The 17,606-nt window shown below is 72.4% G+C and carries 10 protein-coding genes and 1 pseudogene; 2 read left to right on the top strand and 9 right to left on the bottom strand.

Annotation, left to right across the window (positions count from 1 at the left end; translation table 11 throughout):
• Positions 1 to 61: 61 nt before the first annotated feature.
• From ACZ516_RS21830 to ACZ516_RS21820, 3 genes are all read right to left on the bottom strand, one after another.
• The gene (locus ACZ516_RS21830) at positions 62 to 1,693 is read right to left on the bottom strand and encodes a M4 family metallopeptidase (protein ID WP_469011415.1); all 1,632 of its coding nucleotides are present in this window, start codon (positions 1,691 to 1,693) and stop codon (positions 62 to 64) included.
• 258 nt (positions 1,694 to 1,951) lie between these two features.
• Positions 1,952 to 4,027 carry a M4 family metallopeptidase gene (locus ACZ516_RS21825; protein ID WP_467465274.1) on the bottom strand — a complete coding sequence of 692 codons (2,076 nt, stop codon included), beginning with the start codon at positions 4,025 to 4,027 and terminating at the stop codon, positions 1,952 to 1,954.
• Positions 4,028 to 4,777: 750 nt separating this feature from the next.
• The gene (locus tag ACZ516_RS21820; RefSeq protein ID WP_469011414.1) at positions 4,778 to 5,944 is read right to left on the bottom strand and encodes a PP2C family protein-serine/threonine phosphatase; all 1,167 of its coding nucleotides are present in this window, start codon (positions 5,942 to 5,944) and stop codon (positions 4,778 to 4,780) included.
• Positions 5,945 to 5,997: 53 nt separating this feature from the next.
• On the opposite strand from ACZ516_RS21820, the gene ACZ516_RS21815 reads away from it, so the two are divergent.
• Positions 5,998 to 6,540, top strand: a complete 543-nt coding sequence (locus ACZ516_RS21815; RefSeq protein ID WP_469011413.1) for a MarR family winged helix-turn-helix transcriptional regulator — start codon at positions 5,998 to 6,000, stop codon at positions 6,538 to 6,540.
• 184 nt (positions 6,541 to 6,724) lie between these two features.
• On the opposite strand, the gene ACZ516_RS21810 is transcribed toward ACZ516_RS21815, so the two are convergent.
• Complete coding sequence (locus ACZ516_RS21810; protein WP_469011412.1) at positions 6,725 to 7,204, bottom strand: MarR family winged helix-turn-helix transcriptional regulator; 480 nt, start codon at positions 7,202 to 7,204, stop codon at positions 6,725 to 6,727.
• 526 nt (positions 7,205 to 7,730) lie between these two features.
• Here ACZ516_RS21810 and ACZ516_RS21805 point away from each other — a divergent pair.
• Positions 7,731 to 8,123, top strand: a pseudogene (locus ACZ516_RS21805) (PP2C family protein-serine/threonine phosphatase); the annotation flags it as partial.
• Between the two features lie 37 nt (positions 8,124 to 8,160).
• On the opposite strand, the gene ACZ516_RS21800 reads toward ACZ516_RS21805, so the two are convergent.
• The 5 genes from ACZ516_RS21800 to glgX form a co-directional block, all read right to left on the bottom strand.
• Positions 8,161 to 10,158: an ABC transporter ATP-binding protein gene (locus ACZ516_RS21800; RefSeq protein ID WP_469011411.1), complete on the bottom strand. Its 1,998-nt coding sequence runs from the start codon at positions 10,156 to 10,158 to the stop codon at positions 8,161 to 8,163.
• Positions 10,155 to 12,131 carry an ABC transporter ATP-binding protein gene (locus tag ACZ516_RS21795; RefSeq protein WP_469011410.1) on the bottom strand — a complete coding sequence of 659 codons (1,977 nt, stop codon included), beginning with the start codon at positions 12,129 to 12,131 and terminating at the stop codon, positions 10,155 to 10,157. Before ACZ516_RS21795 ends, ACZ516_RS21800 begins: the two co-directional genes overlap by 4 nt.
• Before the next feature lie 105 nt (positions 12,132 to 12,236).
• Complete coding sequence (locus ACZ516_RS21790; protein ID WP_469011409.1) at positions 12,237 to 13,604, bottom strand: carbohydrate-binding protein; 1,368 nt, start codon at positions 13,602 to 13,604, stop codon at positions 12,237 to 12,239.
• A 643-nt stretch (positions 13,605 to 14,247) separates the two neighbouring features.
• Entirely contained in the window at positions 14,248 to 15,213 is a 966-nt protein-coding gene (locus tag ACZ516_RS21785) for a LysR family transcriptional regulator (protein ID WP_361086254.1), read from the bottom strand.
• A 59-nt stretch (positions 15,214 to 15,272) separates the two neighbouring features.
• On the bottom strand, positions 15,273 to 17,555 hold the full coding sequence (gene glgX, locus ACZ516_RS21780) for a glycogen debranching protein GlgX (RefSeq protein ID WP_361086257.1): 2,283 nt from the start codon (positions 17,553 to 17,555) through the stop codon (positions 15,273 to 15,275).
• Positions 17,556 to 17,606 lie beyond the last annotated feature (51 nt).

Raw genomic sequence — 17,606 nt, 5'->3', positions numbered from 1 at the left:
AGGTGAGGTGACGCGGAAGGGGGCGGCATCCCGCCGGATGCCGCCCCCGTTCACCGGAGTGCTACTTGACGTTGACGCCGGCCCAGGCCGCCGCCACGCGCTTGTGCTCGGTGGAGGTCGCGCCGTACAGGTCCTTCGCGGCGCTCAGCGTGCCCTTGCGGGCCGCCTTGTAGTTGGTGGTCGAGGTGAAGTACCTGGTCAGAGCCCGGAACCAGATCTTCTCGGCCTTGGCGCGCCCGATACCCGTGACCTTGGAGCCGTCGAAGGTCGGCGAGTTGTAGGTGACGCCGTTGATCCGCTTCTTGCCGCTGCCCTCGGACAGCAGGTAGAAGAAGTGGTTGGCGATGCCCGAGGAGTAGTGGACGTCCACGTTCCCGGCGCGGGAGTTCCAGCTGTCCAGGGAGCCGCCGTCCTTGCTCGGCTTGTCCATGTAGCGCAGCGGCGTGCCGTCGCCGTTGATGTCGATCTTCTCGCCGATGAGGTAGTCGCCGACGTCCTTGGGGTTCTTGGCCTTGAACTCCACGGCGGTGGCGAAGATGTCCGAGGTGGCCTCGTTGAGGCCGCCGGACTCACCGCTGTACTCCATGTTGCCGGTGGCCGAGGTGACGCCGTGCGTCATCTCGTGGGCCGCGACGTCGATCGAGGTGAGGGGCTTCTTGTTGCCCTCGCCGTCGCCGTACGTCATGCAGAAGCAGCTGTCGTCCCAGAAGGCGTTGACGTAGTTGTTGCTGAAGTGGACCCGCGAGGTCGCACCCTTGCCGTCACCGTTGATGCCGCTGCGGCCGTGCACCGACTTGTAGTAGTCCCAGGTCAGCTGGGCACCGTAGGCGGCGTCGACGGCCGCGGTCTGCGTGCTCGTGGGCTTGCCGTTGCCCCAGATGTCGTTGGCGTCCTTGAACAGCTTGCCGCCGCCGCTCTCCGCGTGCTTCAGGTCGAAGGTGCGGTGGCCGCCGCGGGCCTTGTCGGTCAGCTCGTAGCCGCTCGCGGTCTTCTTGGAGCCGACGGTGACCTTGCCGCTGTACTGGCTGTTGCCGGTGCCGTTCTCGATGTCCTGGTACTCGTACAGCTTCTTGCCGGTCGCGGCGTCCGTGATGACGTGCAGCCTGCTGGGCGTGCCGTCCTTCTGCACACCGGTGACGACCGTCTCGTGCGCGAGGACGGGCTTGCCCGTCGCGGCCCAGATCACCTTGCGGGGCGTGCCCGCGTCGGCCTGCGCCGTCTTCGCCTTGGCGGCGGTGGACTCGGCGGACTTGGCGACCGTGGAGCGGCTGAGGCGCGCGTCCGTGGAGGCGACCTTGACGGACGCCTCGGTCGCCTTGGTGACACCCTTCACCTTGCCGCTCGCGGCGGTGTGCACGACGAGGTCGCCGCCGAGGACGGGCAGGCCGTCGTAGGTGCGCTCGTAGCGGGTGTGGGTGGTGCCGTCGGGGTCCTTGACGACATCGCGGACGACGAGCTTCTCCTTGGCGCCGAGACCGATCCGCTCGGCGGTCGCCGATCTGTCGGCGTGCGCGTCCGCGAGGAGGCCCGCGCGGGCCGACGCCGAGAGGGCGCCGGGAGCACCGGAGGACTTGGTGTCCTGGTCGGTCTGGGCGGAGGCACCGGTGGTCAGTCCGGTGGTGAGCAGCGCTCCGGCGGCCACGGCGGTGGCGATCGCGAGTGTCGAACGCTTAACGGATATCCGGGATGTCACGCAGGCTCCTTCTGTGGGGACCTGGGTGGCATGGAGGGCCCCCCAGGGCACGAAGCGTGCCATTTGGGCCAGGTACATGTCAGTGGTCTGCCTGGATGTTGGCCGGAAATCGTCCGTTGAGCGATGGTCAACATACGTAATGCGAACAGAACGTGACGAAGTGCGGCCCGGAACACGCGCGCCGCCCCGGGGAGTCGATCACCCGGGGCGGCGGCGTGTCACGGTGCGACGCGGAGTCTCACTCCGCGGGGGAAGGGCTTACGGGAAGGTGACCTTCCAGCTGTTGATGTAGCCGGTGTCCTGCGCGGCCTTGTCCTGGACCTTCAGCTTCCAGGTCCCGTTGGCCACCTCCGAGGAGGCGTTGACCGTGTAGGTCTCCTTGACGTTGTCGGCGGAGTCCGAGCTGCTGGTCGCCTTCAGCGGGTAGATCGAGCCGTCGGGGGCCACCAGGTCGACCTGGAGGTCACCGCGCCAGGTGTGCACGATGTCGACGCCGACCTTCAGGGTGCTCGGCGCGTTGCCGGTGCGGCCCGTGACGGTGACCGGCGAGGTCACCGCGGCGCCGTTGTCCGGGATGGCCACGTCCGCGGTGTTCTCGAAGGACGTGCCGCCGGGCTCCTCGCCGCCGGGGCGGGCGCCGACGTTCACGGCGGCCCAGGCGTGGGCGACCGCCTTGTACTCGGTGCTGGTCGTGCCGTACAGCTCACCGGCCGCCGCGAGCGTCCCGGTGCGGGCCGCCGCGTAGTTCGTCGTGCTGGTGAACTTCGTGGTGAGCGCCTTGTACCAGATCAGCGACGCCTTGTCCCGGCCGATGCCGGTCACGGGCAGGCCGTCGGAGGTCGGCGAGTCGTACGAGACGCCGTTGATCACCTTCTGGCCGCTGCCCTCGCTGAGCAGGTAGTAGAAGTGGTTGGCGACACCGGACGAGTAGTGGACGTCGATGTTGCCGATGCCCGAGTACCACGAGTCCTTGGAGCCGCCGTCCTTGCTCGGCTTGTCCATGTAGCGCAGCGGCGTGCCGTTGCTGTTGATGTCGATCTTTTCGCCGACGAGGTAGTCGCCCTTGTCCGTCGCGTTGTTCGCGTTGAACTCGACGGCCGCCGCGAAGATGTCCGAGGTGGCCTCGTTCAGGCCGCCGGACTCGCCGCTGTAGGTCATGTTGCCGGTCGCCGAGGTGACACCGTGCGTCATCTCGTGCGCCGCGACGTCGATCGAGGTGAGCGGCTTGGAGTTGCCCGAGCCGTCGCCGTACGTCATGCAGAAGCAGCCGTCGTCCCAGAAGGCGTTGACGTAATTGTTGCCGTAGTGGACCCGGGAGTACGCGCCGACGCCGTCACCGCGGATACCGCTGCGGCCGTGCACGTTCTTGTAGTAGTCCCAGGTCAGCGCGGCACCGTAGTGGGCGTCGGCGCCGGCCGTCTCCAGGTTGGAGGGCGAGCCGTTGCCCCACACGTCGTCGGCGCCCGAGAAGAGGGTGCCGGTGCCGGAGGTGCCGTGGTTCAGGTTGTACGTCTTGTGGCCGCCGCGCCCGGTGTCGGTCAGGGTGTAGTTCGACCCCGACTGGGCGGTGCCCAGCGTGACCTGGCCGCTGTACTGCGTGTTGCCCGTGCCGTTCTCGATGCCCTGCCACTGGAAGAGCTTCTTGCCGGTGGCGGCGTCCGTGACGACGTGCAGCTCGTTCGGCGTGCCGTCGTGCTGCAGGCCGCCGACCACGGTCTCGTAGGCGAGGACCGGCTCGCCCTTGGCCAGCCACACGACCTTGCGCGGCGCCCGGTCGGTGTCGGTCTTCTTGGAGCCCTCGGCCTTCGCGGCGCTCAGCGCCTGCTTCTTCGCGGCCGCCGCCGTGACCTCGGCGCTCATGTCGATGCCCTTGAGCTGCGCCTTGGCGGCCTTGGTGACGCCCTCGGTCCTGCCCGACTTCGCGGTGTCGACGACCAGGTCGCCGCCGAGGACGGGCAGGCCCGCGTAGGTGCGCTCGTAGCGGGTGTGGACCGTGCCGTCACGGTCCTTGGTGACGTCGCGGACGACGAGCTTCTCCTTGCCGCCGAGGCCCAGGTCCTTGGCGGTGGCCGCCTTGGTGGCGTTGGCGGTGCGTATGAGCTCCGCGCGCTGGGCGGGGGAGAGCTTGACGGCGAGCGCGCCGGGGTCGACCTTGCCGAGCTTCTGGACGGGGGCCTTGGCCGCGGCCGTCCGCGGGTCGTCGGCCGAGGCGGGGCCCGCCTGGACGGCGACGGCCAGCAGGGCGGCGACGGCGGAGAGGGCGCCCACGGCGGTCGCGCGGGTACGGACTGAGCGGCGGGGGGAAGCGGATCTGCGGGAGGTGTTTCGCAACACGGACTCCTTCTGCGCGGCCGCGGGTTGCGCGGCCAGAGCTACCGGGCGGCTGGATCGCCGTCCGGGCAGTGCGGGGGCGGTACGCAGAACTGGGCGGTGCACAAGAGGTATTGCGTGAAGAGAGACCGTCGCCTTGTTGAAAGCCGTGCGGCGGTCGAGGGGAAGAGTGACACCGGAGCCCGGTTCCTGTCAGGAGCGCATCAAGAGTTGGCTGGAATCAGTCCGTTGGCCGGTGGCGCGAGTTCGCTATCCGGAGTGGGGGCGGACCTTGGGGTCTCCGGGGGAAAACGGTTTCCCGGGAGCGGCTTGAATCAGCCGCTCCCGTGGCCGAAGATCGGCGCCCGAGTGCAGCCGGGGGCTGGGACCTGTCGGGCGTACGAGCGCGGAGGCGTCCCCCGTGTGCCGGGGCGCGCGGGGCTCGCCGGCGGCGGGGGAGGGTCAGGCGGCGCGCGGCCCGTGCGTGCACCGGGGCTTGTGCCGTGGGCGCACCGAGGCTTGTGCCGTGGGCGTGAGGGCGGGCGGTTATCCGCCCGCGTCGATATCACTCCGGGTTGTCCGGCGCCGGGGGCCCGTCGACTGCGGTGGCCCGATTACGGCTGACCGCCCTGGATTTCAGCTGGCCGCCCTGGATTCCGGCCGGTCACCCCGGATTCCGGCCCGCCGCCCCCCGATTTCGGTCGACCGCTCGGGTTACCAGTCGCCGTGTCAGATTACGGTCAGCCGTGCGGGATTGTGGTCGGCTGGGTCGGATCACGGTCGGCCGTGCCAGTCGAGGCAGACGACCACGGCGTCGTCCTCGGCGTCGGGAGAGGCGCGATGTCCGACCACTTCCTGGAGAATGGCGCGGGGCACCTGGGAGGGCGGCAGGAGCCGGGTGTCGTGGATCGCGCGGACGAGGGCTTTCTCGCTGTAGCGTTCCCCGCCGGGCGAGGTGACGTCGTAGACGCCGTCACTGACGAAGAGCAGACGGTCCCCGGGCTGGACGTAAAAGCGCTGGGCGTTATAGGGAGTGTCTTCGAACATCCCCAACGGAAGTTGCGCTTCCAGTTCGAGCTGCTCGGCTTTCCCCTGCCGCAGGAGCCACATCTTGGGTGAGCCGGCGTCGACGATCTCGGTTTCCCCGGTGGTGAGATCGAAGCGCAGGAGCAGCGTCTCCAGGTAGGCGGCGCCGTGATAGTGCCCGTAGACGGCCTGGTCGGCCAGGTAGGCCTGGTCGGACAGGGAGAGTCCGGCGCGGCGGGCGTTGCGCAGGGCGTTGACCGCGAGGTTGGTGAGCAAGGAGGCCTCGATGCCCTCGCCCATGCCGTCGGTGAGGGTGAGGGTGAGGTGGTTCGCGGTCGCCGACCAGTCGAAGTTGTCGCCGTAGATCGCGTACGCGGGCTCCAACTGGGCGCCCAGGGCGTACGCGGGGCGGGCGCAGGAGCGCCCGGGGAGCAGCTGCCACTGCATCTCGGCGGCGAGGGTGAGCCGGTTGGCGCGCCGGGCCTGGAGGTACAGGTCGGTGTCCCGCTCGGCGACGACGATCGCGTGCCCCAGGATCTCGGCGATGTCCTGCAGCTCCGCCACCGCCTCGGGAGTGTGGCGTTCGGCGGGCACGCGGACGGTGAGCACCCCTATGCGGTCCCCGCGCACGCTGACCGGCAGGTGCACGCTCACCAGGGCGGAGAGCGGGTCGGTCTCGGCATAGGGCTCCTGCGCGCCGAATGCGCGGCCGGGGGCGCTGGCGTTCACGGGGATCGGTTCCACCGTGTAGGGGAGCGCATTGACCGGTTGCAGTATGGTCATCGCGTAGTCGGCCATGAGCAGGTTGACGGAGACCGCAGCATAAAGGTCGGTGATCAGGTCGTGCGCCGCTTCGAGAAGAGCGTGCGGCTCCGCTCTGCGCAGTGCGCGCTCCATGTCCCTGGTTCTGTCCACCGTCGGGTTACCGCCTATTCGGGAAGCAAGTAAAAAGAGGGGGCCGGACTCATATGTCGCAGCGTCTGACGGGGCCGCTGTCAGATATCCCAGTGGAAAGCGCGCATTCCGAATCCGTGGGCGATGACCGGGAGGCCGCCGCCCAGATGGTCCGCGAGGTCACCGAACTGCTCGAAGTGCTCTGGAACCGGGGCCGGGATTCCGTGTCGACGGCCCCTGTTTCATCATCGCAGCTGAGAGCCCTTTATGTGCTGGATCACGCCGGGGGCATCAATCTGCGCACGTTGGGCGAGGTGCTGGGCTCGGCGCCCTCGTCGGCCAGCCGGATGTGCGACCGCCTTCAGGCGCTGGGCTTCATCGAGCGTTCGCTCAGTTCGACCAGCCGGCGTGAGGTGACCCTGCGCCTGACGGGCCGCGGGCGGACCTATCTGGCCGACCTGCAGGCCCGCCGCGAAGCGGCGCTGACCGAGCTGATCTCCGCCATGGACCCCGCCGCCCGTGCGAGCCTCACCCGCGGCCTCGTCGACTTCGGCAGGGCCGCCGATCGCCTCGCGCCGCGTACACGGGAAACGGGCAGGTCGCAGGGGACCGCGTGACCGGCCCTTCGACCGCGAGACAGCCTGTTCAACCTGCACCGTTCCTTTCGGCGTGACGGCCTGAGTGCGCTTCAGGGGCTCCGGTCGGCCCGCCGGCGCCCGGATCAGACTCTTTCCTGACCTCCACAGTTGTCAAACGGAAAGTATTGCCGGAAGGCAAAAGTTGGACCGAGTGCGGTTCGGGTCACGGCTCACCGGTGTCCAGATGGTGCAGCAGCTCCTCGCGCAGGATGGCGAGGGCCCGCAGGAGGGGGGCGTGGCGTCCCGCCGGGAGCCGCAGCGCCGTGGCGACGGCGTGCAGGGACTGTGTCCGGTGGGTGTGCAGCCGCTCGCGGCCCCGGGGGGTGAGGGCCAGGACGAGCCTTCGGTGATCGCGGCTGTCGGTCTGCTTGGTGAGCAGGCCGGTGGCCTCCAGGCGTCCGCACAGGCGGCTCGCCGTGGCCGGCGTGATGCGCAGCGCGCGGGCGAGTTCGCCGAGGGAGGGGCGGTCGCGCTCCTCGACAGTGTTCAGCGCCAGCGCCGTCAGGCGCGGCATGTCGGGGGTGCGCAGCGCGGCCCGCTCCGTGAGGGCGACCAGGATGGCGGCCACCTCGGCGGCGTGCTGCTCCTCCGTCGAGATGGTGTGGTCGCTCGTGCGTGGTGGTGCCGCCTCGGTATCGCCCATGGTCTTTCGCGTGGGTGCGGGGTGTTCTTCCTCTCGCTGCTGCCCCGCCCGGACGACCGCATACGCGGGACGGACCTTCCGTCGCTCATTTACCCTCGGCTAACATTTGCCGCACGGCAATAATCGTGGAGGCTGGGGATGCGCATCGACGAGCGTGCAGCCCGCCGGCAGGTGGGCACCGCGTTGCGGGAGCACGCCGACAAGGTCACCGACCACTGGGTGCAGCTTCAGCTGGAGCAGGCCATGCCGGGCTCGGGGATAACCGAGGGCGAACTTCGGGAGGAAGCGGACGCGCTGGTCGACCAGCTGCGCGCCGGCCTCGAGACCGACCTGACGGCGGACCGGGTGGTGACCGAGCATCCGGGCCTGCGGCAGGCGGTGACCGAGCTGTCGCTGCGCCGTGTGCGAGCCGGAGCGACGCCGACGGCCACGGCACTGGCGGTGCTGGCACTGAAGGAGGCGCTGCTGGAGGCGGTGCGGTACGGGGCGCCGGGGGCGGCGGAGTACGGGGCGCCGGAGGTGCTTCCTCCTCGCCCGCCTCGACCCCGCCACCGGCCGTCTCTGCCTCGCCAACGGCAGCCACCCGCCGGCGCTCCTCGTCCGCGAGGACCTGACGGCCGAGTACCTGGAGGTGCGCGGACGCGGCGTCGGCTACCCCTCGCCGGGCAGCGACCGCGTCCTGACCACGACGCTGCACCCCGGCGACCTGCTCCTGCTCTACACCGACGGCCTCACCGAGAGCCGACGGGACCCCCTGGAGGGAGAAGTGCGCCTGGTCGAGGCCGCCCGCCGCCACCACCCGCACCCCACCGGCCTCGTGCCCAGCGCGATCGCCGCGGACATGCTCGCCGACACCCTCCACGACGACGACACCGTCGCCATCGCCGTACGCCTGCTCCCGCCCCCGCCCCCGGGGTGAGGAGCGGCCGCGGCGAGCGGGGGACGCGGACCGCCGCTCAGCTCACCACGCTCTCCCGCCAGGCGCGGTGCAGGTCCGCGAACGAGCCCGTGCCCGCGATGAGCTGGTCCGGGGTGCCGTCCTCCACGACGCGGCCGTGCTCCATGACGAGCACCCGGTCGGCGATCTCCACCGTGGAGAGGCGATGGGCGATCACCACGGCGGTGCGGCCGCGCAGCACCGTGTGCATGGCGCGCTGCACGGCCCGCTCGCCGGGGATGTCCAGGGAACTGGTCGCCTCGTCGAGGATCAGCACCGCAGGGTCGGCGAGCAGCGCCCGCGCGAAGGCCACCAGCTGCCGCTGCCCGGCCGAGATGCGGCCGCCCCGCTTGCGTACGTCGGTGTCGTAGCCGTCCGGCAGCGCGGTGATGAAGTCGTGGGCGCCGATCGCCTCGGCGGCGCGTTCGATCTCCTCGCGGGTGGCGTCGGGGCGGCCGATGGCGATGTTCTCGGCGACCGTCCCGGAGAACAGGAACGCCTCCTGCGTCACCATGACGACCCCGCGCCGCAGCTCGGCGACCGGAAGCTCCCGCAGGTCCACGCCGTCGAGCAGGACGCTGCCCTCCGTCGGGTCGTAGAACCGGGCGAGCAGCTTGGCCAGCGTGGACTTGCCCGCGCCGGTCGAGCCGACCACCGCGACCGTCTGCCCGGCCGGCAGCGTCAGATCGAAGCGGGGCAGCACCTCGCCGCCGGTGCGGTAGGCGAACCGCACCCCGTCGAAGCGGACCTCGCGGCCCGGCCGCGCGGAGCGCAGCGCGGGCAGCGGACGCGCGAGGGACGCCGGCGGCTCGGGGACGGTCGGGGTCTGGGCGAGCAGACCCGCGATCTTCTCCAGGGACGCGGCCGCCGACTGGTAGGAGTTGAGGAACATGCCGAGCCGGTCGATCGGGTCGTAGAGCCGCCGCAGGTACAGCACGGCCGCGGCGAGGACACCGAGCGCGAGCCCGCCGTCCGCGACGCGGTGCGCGCCCCACAGGACGATCGCGGCGACGGCGATGTTCGCGACGAGCCGGGAGCCGATGACGTAGCGGGCCATCTCCAGGATGGCGTCGCCGTTGGCCCGCTCGTGGCGGCGGTTGAGCACCGCGAACTCCGCGTCGTTGGCCCGCTCCCGGCGGAAGGCCCGCACCGGCCGGATGCCGTTCATGGTCTCCGCGAACTTCACGATGACGGCGGCGATGGCGGTCGAGCGGACGCGGAACATCGCCCCGGCCCGGCGCTGGTAGAGCCGGATGAGGAGGTAGAGCGGCACGAACGACGCCACCGCGAGCGCGCCGAGACCGAGGTCCAGCCAGAGCAGCATCGCCGAGATGCAGAGGAAGGACAGCAGGGTGGTGACCAGTTCCTGGAGCCCCTCGCCGAGCAGTTCGCGCAGCGACTCCACGTCGGTGGTCGAGCGGGAGATGAGCCGCCCCGAGGTGTACCGCTCGTGGAAGTCGACGCTGAGCGCCTGCGCGTGCCGGAAGATGCGGCCCCGCAGGTCGAGCAGTACGTCCTGGTTGACGCGGGCCGAGGCGACGATGAAGGCGTACTGGAGGGCGCCGGCGGCGCCCGCGCAGAGCAGATAGCCGACGGCGACCGCGATCAGCGGGCCGTGGTCGCCGTCGCGCACCGCCGGTACGCCGCGGTCGATGGCGTACGCGACGAGCAGCGGCCCCGCCTGCACGACGGCCTGCTGTACGACCAGCAGCACGGCGGCGAGGACGACGCGGGCGCGCAGCGGCGCGAGCAGGGAGCGCAGGAGCGCGCGGGTGGCGTGGGGCGGTGTGGGCAGGTCGTCCTGGTCGAAGGGATCCCCGGTGCCGCCGCCCGTCCCGGACGCCGGTGCCTTCACCCGGCCCCGCGGCCGAATCCGCGGCCAGGACCGCGACTGTGCTTGGGCTTGTGCTGGTGACTGTGGCTGTTCTTGCGGCTGGGGTTCCGCCCGACCCGGTGTCGGTGTCTCCTCCGGGTCCGGCTCGGCGCCGCGTGACGTGGACGTCGACGAGGTGGTCATCGGGCAGCCTCCTCGGCAGTGTGGCCGATGGGGTGGTCGGCATGGTTCCCGCCGGGGTCTGTCGGGGTTTCCCCTACGGTCCTGCCGCCGGTTTCCGCGGGGTCTCCCGCACCGGCCTGCGTACCGGACGCCGCATCGGCGCCCGCGCCGGGCTCCCCGGCCTCGGTGCCCGACATCAGCCAGGCGTACTCCGCGTTGTCCCGCAGCAGTTGCTGGTGGGTGCCGACGGCGGCGACGCGCCCGCCGGACAGCAGGGCGACCCGGTCGGCCAGCTGCACCGTGGAGGGGCGGTGGGCGACGATCAGCGCGGTCGTGTCGGCGAGGACCCGCCGCAGCGCCGCCTCCACCAGCGCCTCCGTGTGGACGTCCAGCGCGGACAGCGGGTCGTCCAGGACCAGGAAGCGGGGCCGGCCCACCACCGCGCGGGCCAGGGCGAGACGCTGGCGCTGACCGCCGGACAGGCTCAGCCCCTGCTCACCGACCTGCGTGTCGACGCCCTGGGGCAGGGCGTGCGCGAAGTCGGCCTGGGCGACACCCAGCGCATGGCGCAACTCGGCGTCACCGGCGCCCTCTTCGGCCCCCATCAGGACGTTCTCCCCGACGGTCGCCGAGAACAGGGTCGGCTCCTCGAAGGCGACCGCCACCAGGGTGCGCAGCCGTTCGCGGTCCATCGCCGCGATGTCCTCGCCGTCCAGCGTCACGCGCCCGCCGCTCACCTCGTGCAGCCGGGGCACCAGCGCGGTCAGCGTCGTCTTGCCGCTGCCCGTCGCACCGACCAGGGCCATGGTCTCGCCGGGCCGGATGTGCAGGTCGACGCGGCTGAGCACCGGGGGCGCGTCCGGCGGGGCATCGGGATACCGGAACTCCACCCCCTCGAACCGCATCCCGCCCCCGTCCGAGGACGCGCGCGGGGGGAGAGGGGAAGGGGCGGCGGCGGTCGCCGGGGAAGGCCGCTCCGGGGCCACCGGCACCTCCGGCTCGGCGTCCATCACCTCGAAGTACCGCTCCGTGGCCGTCGCCGACTCCTGGCTCATCGCCAGCAGGAAGCCGATCGACTCCACCGGCCAGCGCAGCGCCAGCGCCGTCGACAGGAAGGCGACCAGCGTGCCCGTCGACAGGTCGCCGTCCGCGACCCGCACCGTGCCGAGCACGAGTGCCGCCCCGATCGCGGCCTCGGGCAGCGACATGATCACCGCGTAGATCGCCGCGAGGATCCGCGCCTTGGCCAGCTCCGTGCCCCGCAGCGTGTGCGACAGCTCGCGAAACGCCCGCGCCTGACTGCGGTGGCGCCCGAAGCCCTTGATGATCCGGATGCCGAGCACGCTCTCCTCGACGACCGTCGTCAGATCACCGACCTGGTCCTGCGCGCGCCGCGCCACCGCGGTGTAGCGCCCCTCGTAGTACGCGCAGACGACGACCATCGGCACCACGGGCGCGAGCAGGACCAGTCCGAGCGTGAAGTCCTGCCCGAGCAGGATGATCACGCCGACGACAATCGTCACGCTGTTGACCAGCAGGAACGTCAGCGGGAAGGCGAGGAACATGCGCAGCAGCATCAGGTCCGTCGTGCCGCGCGAGAGCAACTGCCCCGAGGGCCACCGGTCGTGGAAGGCCACCGGCAGCCGCTGGAGGTGGCGGTAGAGATCCGCCCGCATCGACGCCTCCACGCTCGCCAGCGGCCGGGCGACGAGCCACCGCCGCAGCCCGAAGAGCAGCGCCTCCGCCACGCCGAGCCCGAGCAGCAGGAGCGCCCCGAACCACACCCCCGCCCCGTCGCCGTCGGCCACCGGGCCGTCGACCAGCCACTTCAGTACGAGGGGGAAGACCAGTCCCGTACAGGAGGCGACGACCGCGACGAGCGCCGCGACGATCAGGCGGGTCCGGACCGGTCGCACGTACGGCCACAGCCGCAACAGCGTCCGGACGGTGGAGTGTTCGGAGCGTTCCGTGGTGGGGGCATCTGATTTCGGCATCAGGGGCGAGCCTACGGATCGCCACTGACGGCGCCCACCGAGTTTCGGCCCGGACCGGCTACTTCGCTGGTCCTAGTCCGGTGGGTCCGACGCCCCCGCCGGCCCTCAGGCCTGCTGCCAGAGCGCCGGCGTGTTCGGCGGCTCCCAGCCCGGCTGGGCCTGGTGCGGCTGCAGGCACGTGTAGGTCGAGCCGCCGTACGTGACGGTGTCACCCGCCGCGTACACCTCCCCGGCCGCCCAGGTGCCGCCCGGCTCGGGATCGCCGGGCCCGGGGCCCGGGTCGCCGCCGCCCGTGGTCCGCAGCGTGAGCCCGAACTGCTGGAGCAGCGGGTTGATCGGCTGGTGGAAGGTCGTGCCGCCGCTGGAGCAGTCGCCCGAGCCGCCCGAGGTGACGCCCTGCGCCTGGCTGCCCGAGATGTACGAGCCGCCCGAGTCGCCGGGCTCGGCGCAGACCGTCGTCCTGGTCACCCCGTTGATGGTGCCCTCGGGATAGGTGACGCTCGTGTTGTGCTGCGAGATCGTGCCGCAGTGCCACCCCGTGGTGGAGCCCGACCGGCAGATCGACGCACCCACCGGGGACTGCGTGGAGCCCCCGACGCCGATCCGCTGGCCGCCCGGGCCCTTCACGTACGGGGTGGCGGTCCACTGGGTGTTCGTGGCGACCCAGGCCATGTCCCTGCCGGGGAAGACGGACCCCTGGAACGTGCCCTGAGCCACCCGGTTGTAGCCGGTCGTCGCGGTGCCGGCGCGCCCGCAGTGGCCCGCCGTCGCGAAACCCTGCTGCGTGCCCTTGGTGACGGGGAAGCCGATGGAGCAGCGGCCACCCCCCATGTAGTAGGCGTCGCCGCCCACGAGGTCGTACAGCGGGCGGGGCCGCTCCTTGGTCCTCTCCACGCGTACGAGGTCGGCGTCCACGCCGGCGGCGGAGACGAGGGAGGTGGCGGCGGCGGTCCTGACGGCACGCACCACGACCGCGTTGGAACGCACGTCGACGTACCAGACGGGCGCGTCCCGCGTGTCCTTCTTCTTCGCGGCCCGGTCCAACGCGGCCTTCGCGGCGTCGAGTTCGGCGGTGGAGTGCGGTACGACCCTCGCTCGTGCCCCGCGTGCCTCGATGGCGGGGACGTCCGCCGCGTCGGTGGTGGCCACGGTGAGCGTCCGGGACGTGGCGCCGTGCACCCAGGCGCCCGCGAAGGAGCGGCCGAGTGCGAGCCGCAGGGCTCCCGCGTCGGCGCCGGCCTCGGCCTCGTGGGCCAGCCGGGCCTCGGCCTGCGCCGACGTGAGGCCGAGGTCGCGCCGCATCGCCGTCAGGACGCCGGGAGAAGTCGTGCCGACGGCGGCGCTCGCGGCGGGGGAAGACGCCGGGGAGGTGGCGGGAGCGGACCGGGCGGCCGCGAGGCCGGGCAGGCCGGCGATCACCAGGGCGGTGCCCGCGAGGGCCGTCGCGGCGCGTCTGTGGGGGAGGGGGAGCATGCGGACTCCTCGGGGCGAGGGGGGAGGGGGGTGCGGGGGTTCGCCCCACACCGTAGAGCGCTCAACTTCCCTGGCCCAGCTGCCAATCACCCCCGGTACCCGACGTTATGACCCCCGCCCCGCTCCCGCTCCGTGTGCCCCTCCCGCCCGGCTGGGAGCGCCCGTCCCGCCCCCGCTCCGTATGCCCCTCCCGCCCGGCTGGGAGCCCGCCCTGCTGCCGCTCCGCGGCAGAATCTCCCACCCACCCACCCGTTTACCCCGCATCAACCAGCACAGGAAAACCCCCCGCCCCTACGCCCACCCCCCGACGCGGAGCAACGGGTGGGTGGGTGGGAAACATCCGCCGCGAAGCGGCGGGCCAGGGGCACCCGCACCCCCGGAGACGGCCCCCGTGGGAAACATCCGCCGCGAAGCGGCGGGCCAGGGACACCCGCACCCCCGGAGACGGCCCCCGTGGGAAACATCCGCCGCGAAGCGGCGGGCCAGGGACACCCGCACCCCCGGAGACGGCCCGCGTGGGAAATATCCGCCGCGAAGCGGCGGGTCAGGGCACCCGCCCAACCGCCCCGGGGCGAGGCCAGGGCACCCGCCCAACCGCCCCGGGGCGAGGCCAACCCGCCCAACCGCCCCGGCGCGAGGCCGGCTACCCCGCCCCGCCCCCCGCCCGAGGGGCCGGCGCCGCCAGCCACGCCGCGTAGCTGTCACTGCGGGCCACCGCCTCCCCATGCGCCGCCCGCGCCTCCGCGAAGACACCCGCCGCACGGTCATGCGCCGGCCCCGCCGGATGCCAGCCGAGCACATGACGCCAGTACAGCGGCGTACCCGCGAGCGCCCTCGTCACCAGGCCCGGCGTCGGCGGGAACGTCGCCCGGCACAGTCCCACCGCCCGCCCCACCTGCACCAGATGGACGCAGGACGCGACATCGGTCTCGTACACCCGCGAGGGCGTGAAGCCCGCCCGCGCGCACGCCGCGGTGAAGCAGTCCCCGAAGCAGCCGTCCCCCGGCACGTCCGTCCACGCCTCGCCGGCGAGCTGCGCCAGCTCGACCTCGGGGCGGCCGGCCAGCGGATGGCCGGTGGGCAGCATCACGAAGACGGGATCGCGCCCCACCTCGCGCCACCTCAGCAGCTCGCTCTGCGGCGGCGCGGCCGCCCCGCACGTGCCCACCAGCGCGAAGTCCAGCCGCCCGGCCACCGCGCGGGCCGCGATCTCCCGCTCCGACCAGGAGGTGTGCGTGGAGAGGGCCGCCCCGGGGTGGGCGGCGGCGAGCCGGTCCACCAGGGCGCCGAGCAGCGGCCCGTGCGTCCCGCCGAGCCGGAACCCCGCGCCGCCCTCCCAGGCCCGCGCGAGCCGCTGCGCCTCCTCCCGCAGCCCGCTCACGGCGGGCAGCACGACCCGGGCCCGCGCCAGCACGAACTCGCCGAGCGCGGTGGCCCGCACCCCCTGCCGCCCCCGCTCGAACAGCGTCCCGCCGAGCGCGCGCTCGATGCGCTTCAGCTGGGCGCTCAGCGCCGGCTGGGCCAGCCCGAGCGCGGTGGCCGCCTTGGTGAGGCTGCCCGCGTCGGCGATCGCCCGGATCGTCTTGAGGTGCCGCAACTCCAGGTCCATGAGCCGAGCTTGGGGGCGCGGGCGACGCCTGGGCAATACGTAGGTCCGGACCAGCCCTGTCAGGTGGGGCGGACCCGCAGCAGCCACACCGCCCGCCCCGGCACCGTCACCGCGGCCCCCGCCCGGTGCACGGTGCCCGGCGGCGCCCCCTGCTCCTCCAGCGACGTGTCCACGACGACCTCGTACGACGACGCCCACGGCGGCCCCGGCAGCACGAAGCACGCCGGACGCTCCCCCGCGTGCAGGACCGCCAGGAAGCTGTCGTCGACCACCGGCGCCCCCCGGGCGTCCCGGCCGGGTATGTCCCGCCCGGACAGATACATGCCGAGCGTCGCGGCCGGCGCGAACCAGTCGGCCTCCGTCATCTCCGTGCCCCGGGGCGTGAACCAGGCCAGGTCCCGCAGGCCGTCCGCCGAGTGCGCGCGCCCGGAGAAGAACGCCCGCCGCCGCAGCACCGGGTGCCGGTGCCGCAGCTCGATCAGCCGGGCGGTGAGCGCGAACAGCTCGCGCCAGCCGGGCTCCTCCCGCAGCCCCCAGTCCACCCAGCTGGTCGCGTTGTCCTGGCAGTACGCGTTGTTCGAGCCTGCCTGCGTGCGCCCCATCTCGTCGCCCGCGACGAACATCGGCACCCCGGTGGACAGCAGCAGCGTCGTCATCAGATTGCGCAGCTGCCGCCGCCGCAGCGCGGTGACGTCCGCGTCGTCGCTCTCGCCCTCCGCCCCGCAGTTCCAGGAGCGGTTGTCGTCGGAGCCGTCCCGGTTCCCCTCGCCGTTGGCCTCGTTGTGCTTGCGCTCGTAGGTCACCAGGTCCCGCAGCGTGAAACCGTCGTGCGCCGTCACGAAGTTCACCGACGCGTACGGCCTGCGCCCGCCCCACGCGTACAGGTCGCTGGAGCCCGAGAGCCGGTACCCCAGATCCCGTACGTCGGGCAGCGCGCCCCGCCAGAAGTCCCGCACCGCACCTCTGTAACGGTCGTTCCACTCCGTCCACAGCGGAGGGAACGCCCCCACCTGGTAGCCGCCCGAACCCACGTCCCACGGCTCGGCGATCAGCTTCACGCGCCGCAGGACCGGATCCTGCGCGATCACCGCGAGGAACGGCGAGAGCATGTCGACGTCGTGGAAGGACCGCGCGAGGGCCGCCGCCAGATCGAAGCGGAAGCCGTCCACGCCCATCTCCGTCACCCAGTACCGCAGCGAGTCCGTGATCAGCCGCAGCACGTGCGGCTGCACGACCTGGAGCGTGTTCCCGCAGCCCGTGTAGTCCGTGTACCGCCGGGCGTCGCTGGGCCGGAGCCGGTAGTAGCCGCGGTTGTCGATGCCCTTGAGCGACAGCGTCGGGCCCAGCTCACCGGCCTCCGCCGTGTGGTTGTAGACCACGTCGAGGATCACCTCGATCCCCGCCCCGTGCAGCGCCCGCACCATCCGCTTGAACTCGCCGACCTGCTGCCCCGTCGTCCCCGACGCCGCGTAGGCCGCGTGCGGCGCGAAGTAGCCGATGGAGTTGTAGCCCCAGTAGTTCCGCAGGCCGCGCCGGAGCAGATGGTCCTCGTGCGCGAACTGGTGCACGGGCAGCAGCTCGACCGCCGTCACCCCGAGCCGTACGAGGTGCTCCAGCGCCGCCGGGTGCGCCAGACCCGCGTACGTGCCCCGCAGCTCCTCGGGAATCTCCGGATGCAGCTTGGTGAAGCCCCGTACGTGCAGCTCGTAGATGACCGAGTCCGCCCACGGCGTCTTCGGCCGGCGGTCGTCCGCCCACTCGTCGTCCGGCGCGTCGTCGTGCACCACCACGCCCTTGGGGACGTACGGGGCCGAGTCCCGCTCGTCGCGCACGGTGTCCGCCACATGCTGCTGGGGCCAGTCGCGCACATGCCCGTACACCTCGGCGGGCAGCGTGAAGTCCCCGTCCACCGCACGCGCGTACGGGTCCAGGAGCAGCTTCGCCGGGTTCCAGCGGGCGCCCGTCCACGGGTCCCAGCGGCCGTGCACCCGGTAGCCGTACCGCTGCCCGGGCCGCACCCCCGGCACGAAGCCGTGCCAGATCTCGTGCGTCAGCTCGGTCAGCGGGCAGCGTGTCTCACCGCCCCGGGCGTCGAACAGGCACAGCTCCACCGACTCCGCCCCGCCCGCCCACAGCGCGAAGTTGGTGCCCGCCACCCCGTCCGGCCCCACCCGGAACCGGGCACCGAGCGGCGTCGGCGCCCCCGGCCACACCGGCCGCGCGGGCACCGCGCGCGCGGTGGGCCGCCGGTTCCCGTTCACCGCCGGCGCCGGCCGCTCGGGCGCGGCGCGCCCCTTCGCCCGTGCCTCCCGCACTGCCCCTTGCTCGGATGCGCTCGACACCTGTCAGCCTCCCGCGGCCTCGTCGGCCGACGCTCGAAGAAGGGCATACGG

It is taken from the genome of Streptomyces sp. NPDC034037 (assembly GCF_055575715.1).
The sequence above is the reverse complement of the archived record's forward strand: the minus strand, read 5'-3'. Positions and strand labels throughout refer to the sequence as shown.